The 11574-nt window shown below is 61.5% G+C and carries 11 protein-coding genes; 6 read left to right on the top strand and 5 right to left on the bottom strand.

The features are described from left to right. Positions 1 to 46: 46 nt before the first annotated feature. Together hdaA and AB8B31_RS06685 are read right to left on the bottom strand one after the other, a co-directional pair. A complete protein-coding gene (gene hdaA / locus AB8B31_RS06690; RefSeq protein ID WP_018241492.1) occupies positions 47 to 760 on the bottom strand; it encodes a DnaA regulatory inactivator HdaA in 714 nt (237 codons plus the stop codon). Next, positions 753 to 1877, bottom strand: coding sequence for an AI-2E family transporter (locus tag AB8B31_RS06685; protein WP_018241491.1), 1125 nt, complete (start codon positions 1875 to 1877; stop codon positions 753 to 755). The genes hdaA and AB8B31_RS06685 overlap by 8 nt, the downstream gene beginning before the upstream one ends. A gap of 245 nt (positions 1878 to 2122) precedes the next feature. On the opposite strand from AB8B31_RS06685, the gene purM reads away from it, so the two are divergent. Both purM and purN read left to right on the top strand, forming a co-directional pair. After that, positions 2123 to 3196, top strand: coding sequence for a phosphoribosylformylglycinamidine cyclo-ligase (gene purM / locus AB8B31_RS06680; protein WP_047621569.1), 1074 nt, complete (start codon positions 2123 to 2125; stop codon positions 3194 to 3196). Further along, positions 3193 to 3864 carry a phosphoribosylglycinamide formyltransferase gene (gene purN / locus AB8B31_RS06675; protein ID WP_131702342.1) on the top strand — a complete coding sequence of 224 codons (672 nt, stop codon included), beginning with the start codon at positions 3193 to 3195 and terminating at the stop codon, positions 3862 to 3864. Before purM ends, purN begins: the two co-directional genes overlap by 4 nt. Here the strand turns inward: purN and AB8B31_RS06670 are convergent. Further along, the gene (locus AB8B31_RS06670; RefSeq protein ID WP_028733624.1) at positions 3861 to 5030 is read right to left on the bottom strand and encodes an alpha-D-ribose 1-methylphosphonate 5-triphosphate diphosphatase; all 1170 of its coding nucleotides are present in this window, start codon (positions 5028 to 5030) and stop codon (positions 3861 to 3863) included. The genes purN and AB8B31_RS06670 overlap by 4 nt on opposite strands. Before the next feature lie 205 nt (positions 5031 to 5235). On the opposite strand from AB8B31_RS06670, the gene AB8B31_RS06665 reads away from it, so the two are divergent. Further along, a complete protein-coding gene (locus tag AB8B31_RS06665; protein ID WP_245498926.1) occupies positions 5236 to 5856 on the top strand; it encodes a PadR family transcriptional regulator in 621 nt (206 codons plus the stop codon). 4 nt (positions 5857 to 5860) lie between these two features. Further along, the gene (locus tag AB8B31_RS06660) at positions 5861 to 7159 is read left to right on the top strand and encodes an FAD-dependent oxidoreductase (protein ID WP_131702341.1); all 1299 of its coding nucleotides are present in this window, start codon (positions 5861 to 5863) and stop codon (positions 7157 to 7159) included. Between the two features lie 63 nt (positions 7160 to 7222). Here the strand turns inward: AB8B31_RS06660 and AB8B31_RS06655 are convergent, their stop codons facing one another. Continuing rightward, positions 7223 to 7813, bottom strand: a complete 591-nt coding sequence (locus AB8B31_RS06655; protein WP_130716101.1) for an NUDIX domain-containing protein — start codon at positions 7811 to 7813, stop codon at positions 7223 to 7225. Next, positions 7810 to 10014, bottom strand: coding sequence for a molybdopterin oxidoreductase family protein (locus tag AB8B31_RS06650; protein WP_131702340.1), 2205 nt, complete (start codon positions 10012 to 10014; stop codon positions 7810 to 7812). Before AB8B31_RS06650 ends, AB8B31_RS06655 begins: the two co-directional genes overlap by 4 nt. Before the next feature lie 16 nt (positions 10015 to 10030). Here AB8B31_RS06650 and AB8B31_RS06645 point away from each other — a divergent pair, with 16 nt between their 5' ends. Further along, the gene (locus AB8B31_RS06645; RefSeq protein ID WP_018241483.1) at positions 10031 to 10900 is read left to right on the top strand and encodes a 23S rRNA (adenine(2030)-N(6))-methyltransferase RlmJ; all 870 of its coding nucleotides are present in this window, start codon (positions 10031 to 10033) and stop codon (positions 10898 to 10900) included. 62 nt (positions 10901 to 10962) lie between these two features. Beyond that, the gene (locus AB8B31_RS06640) at positions 10963 to 11559 is read left to right on the top strand and encodes a glutathione S-transferase family protein (protein ID WP_439007427.1); all 597 of its coding nucleotides are present in this window, start codon (positions 10963 to 10965) and stop codon (positions 11557 to 11559) included. Positions 11560 to 11574: the final 15 nt, after the last annotated feature.

Below are 11574 nucleotides of genomic sequence, written 5' to 3'. Positions count from 1 at the left end.
AATCGCCAAAGGCAATTATATCAGTTTGACGACGGAACTGTGACAGTCAATCGGCCGGTTCCGAATTTCCCAATTCATTCAATACTTCGGCAGCAAGAGACCGGGTGATTTTCGTGCCCCGCGACAGGGCCAGCCGGTCAAGCCTTTCGACGATCGTCTGGGCCGCGTTCAGCGACCGTTCCATCCGGTTCACGATATAGAGCACGAGTTTGTCATCTATATAAAGCTGCCGGTCGGCGAAGAGCTTGACGATCACCTGCGACAACAGCGCCTCATCGGGCTCGCCGATCTCGACGACGGTTGCCGCTTTCAGGCGCGAGCGCAGATCGGGCAGCAAAACTGGCCACGACATCGGCCAGAGGCGGCTGGTGATCAACAGGCTGGTGCCGTTTTCGCGCACGCTGTTGATGACATGGAAGAGCGCGTTGTCGTCGAAGCCGAGGCGGTCGGCGTCCTCGAACAGCACCGGGCCGGCGGCGGCGGCAACCGCGGCGTCCGAGCCAAGCTCGGGATGGATGTCGACGGCGCCGCTCAACTCCCGCCAGATGCGGGCGAGATGCGATTTTCCCGAGCCGACGGGGCCGGCGAGCACGACAACCGGTGATGGCCATGCCGGCCAGGCATCGACGATCGAAACGGCGGCGGCAAGACGCTCCGAGATCAGGAGGTCGTCGCGCCCGCTTGCGGCATCGTGCGAAAAGACCAGCGGCAGCTGCTCTCCGGCCTTGCGCTTCGGATCAGCGTTTTTCACGTCATTCATTGGGAACTGATTTCGTCTTCCGGGCGCGGCCACTGAGCGACCCGCCAAAATAAAGATCACTCTGAAGGTAGCGTGAAAGCGCGAAACGAACAAGGACGCCGACGGCGGCGGCGGCCGGCACGGCGACCAGAAGCCCTACGAAACCGAAGAGCGCGCCGAAGGCAAAAAGCGCAAACATCAGCCAGACCGGATGCAGGCCGACGCTGGAGCCGACGAGCTTCGGCTGCAGAATGTTGCCTTCCAGGAACTGGCCACTGAAGAAGACGACGAGCACCAGGCCGATCCAGGGATAATCGGGCCAGAATTGCACAAGCGCCACGCCGATGGCGAGCACGAGGCCAACCATCGAGCCGACATAGGGAATGAAACTGATCATGCCGGCGAAGAGGCCGATCAGCAGGCCGAAATTCAGCCCGACGAGAGAAAGGCCGACGGCATAATAGATGCCGAGGATGAGGCAGAGCGAGCCTTGGCCGCGGATGAAACCGGCGATCGCCTGGTCGATCTCCTTGGCGATCTGGCGGACATCGCCGACATAATCGCGCGGGATCCACTGGTCGACCTTGGCAACCATACGGTCCCAATCGAGCAGGATATAGAAGGCGACGACGGGGGTGACCACGAGCAGCGATATGACGTCGACGATCGCCTTGCCGGAATTCCAGATCTGCGCGAAGAGCCCGGTGAGGAAGCCCATGCCCTCCGACAGGATGCCGGAGAGATTGTCCTTGATCGTGCCCATCTGGTTCTCGACCCAGTCCGGAAGCAGCGAATTCTGCGCCTGCGTGATGAACTGCTGTAATTGGCTGATATAACCCGGCAGACGCTGAGCGAAATCGTTGAACTGGCTGATGAGCACCGGAATGAGGATCATCAGCGCCAGCGTGAAGACGATCACGAAGGCGACGAGAATGCCGATGGTCGCCATCATGCGGCTCAGACCCAGGCGTTCAAGCCGGTCAGCCACCGGATCAAGGAAATAGGCAATCGCCATGCCGGCGATGAAGGGCAGCAGGATCGAGCTGAAGACGTAGAGAAAGACGATGAAGAAGACGAGCACTACCAGCCAGAAGAAAATCTGACGCTTGAGACTGTTGCCGCTGACATGCTGTGGCATCGCTTCCCCGCTGATCACTCGCCGCCGCCAAACGCCGCATCCGAACCGGAGCGGCCATTCAGCACATAGGATGCAGGCGCAAAGATGGTCAACCCTGTCGTGCCAAATCCCCGAAAGGCTGGAGGAAGACGCGGGAAATTGGGGGCTTTTGCCATGCAACGCTTGCATAAACGCCCCTGTCATGCAATTGCGACCGGCAGATGACGCGGCACGTTTGCCGCCTGAAATAGCCATCGGAGACCAGCATGAGCCAGTCTGGGAAAAACGGCCTGACATATAGCGATGCGGGCGTCGATATCGACGCCGGAAACCTCCTCGTCGAGAAGATCAAGCCGGCGGTGCGCTCGACGCGCCGTCCCGGCGCCGACGGCGAGATCGGCGGCTTCGGCGGGCTCTTCGACCTCAAGGCCGCAGGCTTTACCGATCCGGTTCTCGTCGCCGCCAATGACGGCGTCGGGACCAAGCTGAAGATCGCGATCGATGCCGACTATCACGACACCGTCGGCATCGACCTGGTCGCCATGTGCGTCAACGATCTCGTGGTGCAGGGCGCCGAGCCGCTGTTCTTCCTCGATTATTTCGCGACCGGCAAGCTCGACCCCGACCAGGGCGCGGCTATCGTCGGCGGCATTGCCGCCGGCTGCCGCGAGGCCGGCTGCGCGCTGATCGGCGGCGAAACGGCCGAGATGCCCGGTATGTATTCCTCCGGCGACTACGACCTCGCCGGCTTTGCCGTCGGTGCTGCCGAACGCGGCAAGCTCCTGCCATCAGGCGATATTGCCGAGGGTGACGTGATCCTCGGCCTTGCCTCCTCCGGCGTCCATTCCAACGGCTTTTCGCTGGTGCGCAAGATCGTCGAACTGTCCGGCCTCGACTGGAGCGCAGCCGCACCGTTTGCCGAAGGCCGGCTGCTCGGCGAAGCCCTGCTCGAGCCGACCCGCATCTATGTGAAGCCGCTTCTGAAGGCGATCCGTGAGACCGGCGCCATAAAGGCGCTGGCGCACATCACCGGCGGCGGTTTCCCGGAAAATATTCCGCGCGTCCTGCCGAAGCACCTGGCGGCCGAGATCGATCTTGACGCCGTCAAGGTTCCGCCGGTGTTTTCGTGGCTCGCCAAGACTGGCGGCGTCGAATCCAGAGAAATGCTGCGCACCTTCAACTGCGGCGTCGGCATGATCGCCGTCGTCGCCGGTGAGAACGTCGCGGCGGTTTCCGCGGCACTCGAAACCGAGGGCGAGACAGTTGTCACGCTCGGCCGCATGATCGCCCGCGACGAAGGCGCTGCCGGCACGGTCTACAAGGGTACGCTTGCCATATGAGCTCGCCGCGCAAACGCGCCGTCGTCTTCATATCAGGCAGCGGCTCCAACATGATGGCGCTGGTTGCGGCGGCGAAAGCAGCCGACTACCCGGCCGAGATCATCGGGGTGATCTCCGACAAGGCGGATGCCGGCGGGCTTGCCAAGGCTGATGCCGAAGGCATTTCCACCTTCGTTTTTCCCCGCAAGGACTACGCCAGCAAGGATGCGCATGAGGCGGCGATCTTTTCGGCGCTCGACGAGCTTAAACCCGATATTCTCTGCCTGGCAGGCTACATGCGGCTGCTGACGGCGACATTCATCCAGCGTTACCAAGGCCGGATGCTCAACATCCACCCTTCCCTGCTGCCGCTATTTCCCGGCCTGCATACGCATCAGCGGGCGATCGACGCCGGCATGCGGATCGCCGGCTGCACGGTGCATTTCGTCACCGAAGGCATGGATGAGGGGCCGGTGATCGGCCAGGCGGCTGTGCCAGTTCTCTTGGGCGATACGGCCGAAAGCCTTGCCGCGCGCGTGCTCACCATCGAACACCAGATCTATCCGCAGGCCTTGCGGCTGTTTGCCGAAGGTCGAGTGGCGATGGAAGGCGGCAAAGCCGTCGGCGCGGAGGCCGCGACCGCCGCACCCAAGGCTCAACTGATTTCGCTCATCGGCGACCGAGCTTAAGCCGCCAAAGCCCTTAACGGATGGAGGGTGCCGTCGCTGTAGACGAAGCGACCGGCGCGGAAGGTGGCGCGGATGCGATTGATATCGCCCGGCTCGACCACGACGAGATCGGCGCGCTGGCCGACGGCGATCTCGCCGCGATCCGACAGGCCGGCGGAACGGGCCGCATTGCCGGTCGCCATGGCAACGGCTGCCGGCAGGCCGCCTTCCACCATGTCGGCAAGCTTGAAGATGCCGGGCACGAAGGCAGCCGGATGGTAATCGGCGGCGATGACGCTGAGCAGCCCGGCCTTGGCGGCGTCGAGCGCGCTGAGATTGCCCGACATAGACTGGCCGCGCAGCGCGTTCGGCGCACCCATCAGCGTCCAGAGACCGCGGCGGCGCGCCTCCTCGGCCGCAGGTGCAGTGACCGGAAACTCGCTGATGGTGACGCCAAGATCGTGCATCTCGGCGACTTTTTCGACGCTGTCATCGTCATGTGAGGCAAGCGACAGCTTGTGCCTCAGCGACAGCGCGACAATCTCCTTCAGCTTGGCCTCGATGTCCGGATTGTTGCGCATGGCGATGCGCTTGGCGACGATCTCCGCCGCCATGTCCTCGGAGATGGCGCGGCGCTCGGAAATGCTGAGGATGTAGCTCTGCAGGTTGTTGTACTGGCCCTGGCCCGGCGTGTGGTCGGTCAGGGAGACCATGTCGATCTGGTCGGCATTCAGCAGGCGCTCAAGCGCGGGAGCTGCCCCGACATTGGTGATTTCGTAACGGGCGTGAACGCGGTGGTCGATCAGCAGATCATCCCGCAAGCGATTGATGCCCTCGATCACTGCGGAGGTGGTCTCCAGCGAACGGACATGGCCGTAGACGCTCTCGGTCGCAAAGGAGACGGCGGCGAACGCCGTCGTGACACCGGCGGCGGCAAGCTTCTTGTCGAGTTCGTGGATGCCGAAATCGATCGGCATCGTCGCGTTCGGCCGTGGTGCAATCTCGCGCTCGATCATGTCGCCGTGCAGATCGACGAATCCGGGGATCAGCAGCCGCCCGCCGCCATCGATGGCAGCACCGGCGACCGGCTCCGGCCTGATCTCGGCGATGGCGCCATCCTCAACACGCACGGAACCTTCACTCACCACCTCGTTTGGGAGAACGAGGGTGAAATTGCTGAGCCACATGGGCTTTCTCCTGACCGCATCCGATGATTGAGTCGTATGAAATTTCCAACGTTGTCACCTTAAAGCTGAAACTTGCGCTTTGGAATTGGTTGGATGCGCTCGCCCCTCGGATTCACGGCCATAGATCCAGCCGGCGCCTGTCCAGGAGCCAACGCCCCTGCTTACCGCGTTGACTAGTTATAATATAACTAGTAACACTATGACTATGAAAACGATCAAACGCTCTCCAATCGCGCTCGCCGTCCTTGCAATGCTCATGGAAGAACCGCTGCATCCGTACCGAATGCAGCGACTCATCAAGGAGCGCGGCAAGGACGAGGTGATCAATGTCACGCAGAGGGCGAGCCTCTATCAAACAATCCAGCGGCTCGAACGCGAGGGTTTGATCACCCCGCAGAAAACAGTCCGGGATGACAAGCGTCCCGAGCGGACCGTGTACGAGATAACCGAGAAGGGCCGCGAGATCGCGCTGGAATGGATGCGGGCGATATTGTCGACCTTAACGCGGGAATATCCGGAATTCCCCGCAGCCATGTCATTTCTTCCTCTGCTTACGCCTGATGATGTGGCGAGCCAGCTTGAGCTCAGAGCAAAAGCCATCGAGTCAGAACTTCGCCGGATAGACGAAGTCCTGCAGGAAGCGCAGGCCGTTCCAAGGCTCTTCCTTCTCGAGATGGAATATCTCCGAGTGCTTCACGCAACCGAATTGTCCTGGGTCAACAGCATTGTCGGGGACCTCAGCGCCCAGCGCATCACCTGGACAGAGGAGTGGCTGAGGCAGATCGCCGCCAAGTTCTCCATCGACCCCAAACTCGACCAGGATTAGCACCATGAAGGTTTTGATTATCGGCGCCGGGACTGGCGGTCTAGCACTCGCACATCTGCTTAAGCAGGCTGGGGTTTGCATAGCGGTGTATGAGCGCGACCTTGCGCCGAACACCAACAGCGGTGGTTATCGCGTTGGCATCAGCCCGGCTGGAAGCCGAGCGCTGAAAGCCTGTATCCCCGGTGAACTCTACGATCTCTATGTCGCCACCTGCGCCAGGTCGCCGCGCTATTTCAACATGCTCACTGAACAGCTGGGCGAAGTGCTGAGCTTCGATATCGATGATGCAGGCCCGAACGCTCTCGACGATGAAAGGAATGTTATTCGAAAGACGCTGAGGCGGGTTCTGCTCAGGGGACTTGAAGATGACGTCTTCTTCGGGAAAGCGCTTCAAGGTTACTCAAATAACGCCGACGGGTCGGTCACCGCCAGCTTTCAGGATGGAAGCCACGCGACGGGAGATGTGCTGGTGGGCGCTGACGGCACGAACTCCGCGGTACGCAGGCAACGCTTGCCGGAAGCGCGTCTGGAAGACACCGGAATCGTGTCGCTCGGGGGCAAAATTCCTATGACGGTCGAGACGAAAGCTCTGCTGTCGGACAAAATGTTCAAAGGCATGTCGCTGATTATGGCACCGATGGGCTTCGGCGCAATCATTCACTCGCTCGAGTTCGTCGACAGCCGAAGCGACCCTAGTGTCGCTGCTCGTTGGCCGGATTTCGTCGAGGCACTCGACGAGGACAGCATCGGCTGGGGCATATGGGGCGCTCGGCAGAATTGCCCGCGGGATCCGGCCGGCCTGAGCGGCGAACAATTGAGAGAGCTGGGGCTGGAGCTCGCTCGGGACTGGCATCCGCATTTGCGTACTCTGATCCGCATGACGGAGCCGTCGACGATCCGCGATATCAAGGTGAGGACCTCGGTCCCGCTGACGCCTTGGACGAGTTCTAATGTCACTCTGCTCGGTGACGCCGTCCATACGATGACACCCGGACGAGGCGCGGGCGCCAATACAGCGCTTCGCGACGCCGCTCTGCTTGGACGCATGCTGGTCGAAGCGGACCAGGGACGAAAGCCGCTCGTCGAAGCCATACATGCCTACGAAGTCGAGATGCTTCGCTACAGTACCGAAGCAGTCCAAGAATCGAAAAAGCAGATGGATGCCGGCGATCTGGCCCATCGGCCGATTGTCGGCAGACTTCAGCTCGCTGTTATGCGCGGCGTGATGCGCATCATCAACGCGATGCCTGCACTCAAGCGGCGCGCTTTTCGGCAGATGATGCGAGTTCGCGGGGAAAACTAAGACGGTCGCGGATCATCTCGATCCGCCCGAGGCAACTTGACGAACCAGGCCTCCACCTGCCCGCTATCGAAGTTTGCCCCTGTTCAACAGTGCCCACTGTAGAAGCACGATCGTTTTGGCGTCGAAGATCTCGCCAGTTTCGATCATCGCCGCAGCCTCGTCGAGCGGGGTTTCGAGGACCTCGATATCCTCGTGTTCCTCGTCCAGACCGCCGCCTTCCGCCACGCGGTCGGCAGTGTCGATGAGGGCTGCGAAGAAGTGGACGACTTCGGTGATGGCACCCGGTGAGGTATAGGACTTGAACAGGAAGCGCGCATCGCGCAGGCGATAGCCGGTCTCCTCCATCGCCTCGCGACGGATCGCCGCTTCGGGATGGTCATCGTCGAGAAGGCCGGCCGGCACCTCGATCATCCAGGCGGGATCGCCGTTGAGATGGACGGCAAGGCGGAACTGGCGGACGAGAACGACGAGGTCGCGCTTGGGATCATAAAGCAGGATGCAGGCAGCGGGCGTGCGGTGATAGATCTCCCGCTTCAGCCGTTGGGTTGCGCCCTTGCGGTCGATATAGTCGAGTAGATAGCTGCTCAGCCGCGTCCACCCATTCGACAGTGTTTCTTCGCTGACGATCTTCACCCGTGATTTCGGCTGCATCATGCTGGGTCCCTGCGAAGCCAGACCTTGTTGTCGTGCACGGCCGCCCCACCATAGGGCGCGACAGGGTCGGCGCCAGTCAAGACATTGATACCCTCGCCGTCGACATGCGCCTTGTTTGGCCAAAGCCCCTCGGCGATCAGCACGCCGGATTTCACCTCGGTGGTGACGCGGGCGTGGATGCGCAGATCGCCGCGGCTATTGCCGATGCGGACGAGATCGCCATGGGCGATACCGTTGGCTTCGGCGTCGGCTGGATTGACCATCACTTCAGGGCGGCCCTCCTTCTGGCGAGAAGTCTTGGTCTCGGAGAAGCTCGAATTCAGGAAGTTGCGCGCCGGCGACGTGGCGAGCCGGAAAGGATGCTCGGGATCGGCGACTTCGATGACATCGACCTGATCCGGGAAGGGCGGAAGTTCGGCATGTGGCCCGAGCGCGCCGATAGAAACCGGCGGCTTGTTGGGAGCCGGCTGATTGATCCAGTCCGGGCGGAAATGGAACTTGCCATCCGGATGGGCAAAACCGTTCAGATAATGCGCCTCCTCGAAAACGGGCTGGCGATCGAACCATTTGTGTTCGAGGAAATGGTCGTAATCCGGCAAGCCACTCGATTCGAGAATGCGGTCGACCATTTCACGGGCAGTAAAGCCGAAGCCGGGGCAATCGGCGACACCGAGGCGTTTTGCCAGTTCCTCGATGACGAAGAGATTGGTGCGCACGGTTGGCGGCGGCTCGACCAGCTTCGGCCCCAGCAGGATATGGTTCTGGCCGCCGGCCCGGTAGATGTCATCGTGCTCGACGAACATCGTCGCGGGAATGACGATATCGGCGATCTCAGCCGTTTCCGTCATGAACTGCTCATGCACGGCGACAAAGAGGTCGTTACGGGCAAAGCCGCGTCTGACGAGGCGCTGCTCGGGGGCGATGTTTGCGGGATTGGTGTTCTGGATCAGCATTGCCGTCACCGGGCCGCGATGGCGCAGCGCCACCGGATCGTCGGTCAGGACGCGGCCGATCTGCGACTGATCGAGCATGCGGATATCGGCATCCTTCATCGACCGGCCGGTCAGTTCGGCGCTGTTCATACGAAAGATATCGCTGTTCGAATGGAAGGCACCGCCGCCCTCATATTGCCAGGAGCCGAGAACGGTGGCGATCGAGGCGGCTGCATGCATGGCGACCGCGCCGTTGCGCTGGCGCGTGAAACCATAGCCCAGGCGGAAGAAGGTTTTCTTCGTCGTGCCGACGAGGCTGGCAAAGGCTTCGATCTCCTCGACCGATAGGCCGGTGATGGCAGCGGCCCATTGCGGCGTCTTGGTTTTCAGATGCGCCTCGAGACCAGCGGGATCATCGGCATATCTCGCCATATAGTCACCGTCGGCATGGCCGTCGCGGAAAGCGATGTGCATGACGGCGCAGGCGAGTGCGGCATCGGTGCCCGGTTTGACGATCAGCGCCATGTCGGCCTGCTTCATCGTCGGATTATCGTAGATGTCGATGACGACGATCTTCGCGCCGCGCTCCTTGCGCGACTTGATGGCGTGGGTCATCACGTTGACCTGCGTCGAGACCGCGTTGGTGCCCCAGATGACGACGCAATCGGTGCGGCCCATCTCGCGCGGATCGGGACCGCGCAGCGTGCCAGTCGCCATGGTGAAGCCGGTCCAGGCGGGGTTGGTACAGATCGAGGAGAAGAAGCCGGAGTAACGCTTGGCATGACGCAGGCGATCGATGGAATCGCGCTGCACCCAGCCCATGGTGCCGGCGTAGAAATAGGGCCAGATCGCCTCGCTGCCGTCCCTTGCCTCGGCCTTCACAAAGGCTTCGGCGATCTCATCCAGCGCATCGTCCCAGGAAATCTGCTGCCACTGCCCTGCCCCTTTGGCGCCGGCGCGGCGTAGAGGATGCATCAGGCGGTCGGGATGGTAGAGCCGCTCGGCGTAGCGGGCGACCTTGGCGCAGATGACGCCGGACGTGTAAGAATGGTCATTGGCGCCGCGCACACGGCCGATGCGGCCATCCTCCGATATATCGACCTCCAGCGCGCAGGTGGAGGGACAGTCATGCGGACAGGCGGTGTGGCCCACCCTGTTGTCCGGCTTGGATGATTTGGCGTGGATGGGGGTCGCAATGTTCATGGCATTTGTATATTCCAAGGCTTGCACGGCCAAAAGCCACAAAAATTCCCCATGACGCGAATTCATACGGACATCAGCAAAAATGAACTACCGCCACATCTATCACGCGGGCAACTTTGCCGATGTGCTGAAACATGCCGTGCTGACGCGGCTGATCCGCTACATGCAAAAGAAGGATGGCGGATTCCGCGTGCTCGACACGCATGCCGGCATCGGGCTCTACGACCTTTCCTCCGAAGAAGCGCAGAAAACCGGCGAATGGGTCGATGGCATCGGCAAGCTGATGGAGGCAGACCTCGGCCCTCAGGTTTCCGAACTGCTGGAGCCCTACCTCTCGGCAATCCGCGAACTCAATCCTGAGGGCGGCATCCGTTTCTATCCCGGATCGCCGAAACTTGCGCGCATGCTGTTCCGGCCGCAGGACCGGCTGTCGGCGATGGAACTGCATCCCGAGGACTACGTCAGGCTGCACCGGCTGTTCGAGGGCGATCACCATGCCCGCATCACCGAGCTCGACGGCTGGCTGGCGCTCGGCGCGCATCTGCCGCCGAAAGAGAAGCGCGGCATCGTGCTCGTCGATCCGCCCTTCGAGGAAGAGGACGAATATCAGCGCCTGGCCGAGGGGCTGGAAAAGGCCTATCGGCGCTTTCCCGGCGGCACCTATTGCCTGTGGTATCCGCTGAAGAAGGGCGCGCCGATCAAGGAATTCCACGAGACGCTGCAGGCCCTCGACATCCCGAAAATGCTCTGCGCCGAACTCACGGTTCGCAGCGACCGCGGCATTACGGGACTGACGGGCTCAGGCCTCGTCATCGTCAACCCACCTTTCACGCTGAAGGACGAGTTGCACCAATTGCTGCCCGCATTGAAGGACCATCTGGCGCAAGACCGTTTCGCCTCGCACCGTGCCTTCTGGCTGCGCGGAGAGAACAAGGCCGTCAAGGACGATTGACCGCTTAAGCTGCTTGCGGAATAGTCCGCGCCGCAGCTCCACAATCTCATCAGGTGTCCCCCATGAAGCTCCTTTGTTCGCCCGCCTCGCCCTATTCCAACAAGGTGCGGATGGCCGCGCATTTTCTGAGCCTGGAGTTGAACGCCATTCGGGTCGACACCAATACCGCACCGGCAATCCTGGTGGACAATAATCCGCTCGGCAAGATCCCGACGCTTCTGACCGATGACGAGGTCTCGATATACGACAGCGTGGCGATCATGCATTATTTCGACCGGCTGACGAAGGGCGGGCTCTACCCTTCCAAGAAGGGCAAGCGCACGGATGCGGAAATCCTCGAGGCGCTCTGCGACGGCATCTGCGATTGCCTGCTGGCGATCGTCTACGAGCGGCGCTTCCGCGACGAGGAAAAGCTTCACCAGCCGTGGATCGACCGGCAATGGAAGAAGGCGACGAGCGGTCTCGCTCATCTCAGCGCCAATCCGCCGAAGCTCGGCAAAAAGCTCAACGGCGGACATTTTGCACTGGCGGCCACGCTTGATTATCTCGAGTTGCGCTTCAAGGACCAGTGGGAAGCCGATCATGCGCCGCTGACTGACTGGCTGCGGCAGTTCGACAAGAAATTCCCTGCCCATAGCGAGCTCAAGTCCCAGGGCTGAGCGCTTCAGAACAAT

Source organism: Rhizobium sp. 62_C5_N11_2 (genome assembly GCF_051811185.1).
Lineage (GTDB): Bacteria > Pseudomonadota > Alphaproteobacteria > Rhizobiales > Rhizobiaceae > Rhizobium > Rhizobium leguminosarum.
The sequence above is the reverse complement of the archived record's forward strand: the minus strand, read 5'-3'. Positions and strand labels throughout refer to the sequence as shown.

What these genes read in the sequence shown, in the direction of transcription:
- AB8B31_RS06665 (WP_245498926.1), top strand. Translation starts at nt 5,236, where the DNA reads ATGAAAACGATCAAACGCTCTCCAATCGCGCTCGCCGTCCTTGCAATG.
- AB8B31_RS06655 (WP_130716101.1), bottom strand. Translation starts at nt 7,813, where the DNA reads ATGATGCAGCCGAAATCACGGGTGAAGATCGTCAGCGAAGAAACACTG.
- purN (WP_131702342.1), top strand. Translation starts at nt 3,193, where the DNA reads ATGAGCTCGCCGCGCAAACGCGCCGTCGTCTTCATATCAGGCAGCGGC.
- AB8B31_RS06660 (WP_131702341.1), top strand. Translation starts at nt 5,861, where the DNA reads ATGAAGGTTTTGATTATCGGCGCCGGGACTGGCGGTCTAGCACTCGCA.
- purM (WP_047621569.1), top strand. Translation starts at nt 2,123, where the DNA reads ATGAGCCAGTCTGGGAAAAACGGCCTGACATATAGCGATGCGGGCGTC.
- hdaA (WP_018241492.1), bottom strand. Translation starts at nt 760, where the DNA reads ATGAATGACGTGAAAAACGCTGATCCGAAGCGCAAGGCCGGAGAGCAG.
- AB8B31_RS06645 (WP_018241483.1), top strand. Translation starts at nt 10,031, where the DNA reads ATGAACTACCGCCACATCTATCACGCGGGCAACTTTGCCGATGTGCTG.
- AB8B31_RS06640 (WP_439007427.1), top strand. Translation starts at nt 10,963, where the DNA reads ATGAAGCTCCTTTGTTCGCCCGCCTCGCCCTATTCCAACAAGGTGCGG.
- AB8B31_RS06650 (WP_131702340.1), bottom strand. Translation starts at nt 10,014, where the DNA reads ATGAATTCGCGTCATGGGGAATTTTTGTGGCTTTTGGCCGTGCAAGCC.
- AB8B31_RS06670 (WP_028733624.1), bottom strand. Translation starts at nt 5,030, where the DNA reads ATGTGGCTCAGCAATTTCACCCTCGTTCTCCCAAACGAGGTGGTGAGT.
- AB8B31_RS06685 (WP_018241491.1), bottom strand. Translation starts at nt 1,877, where the DNA reads ATGCCACAGCATGTCAGCGGCAACAGTCTCAAGCGTCAGATTTTCTTC.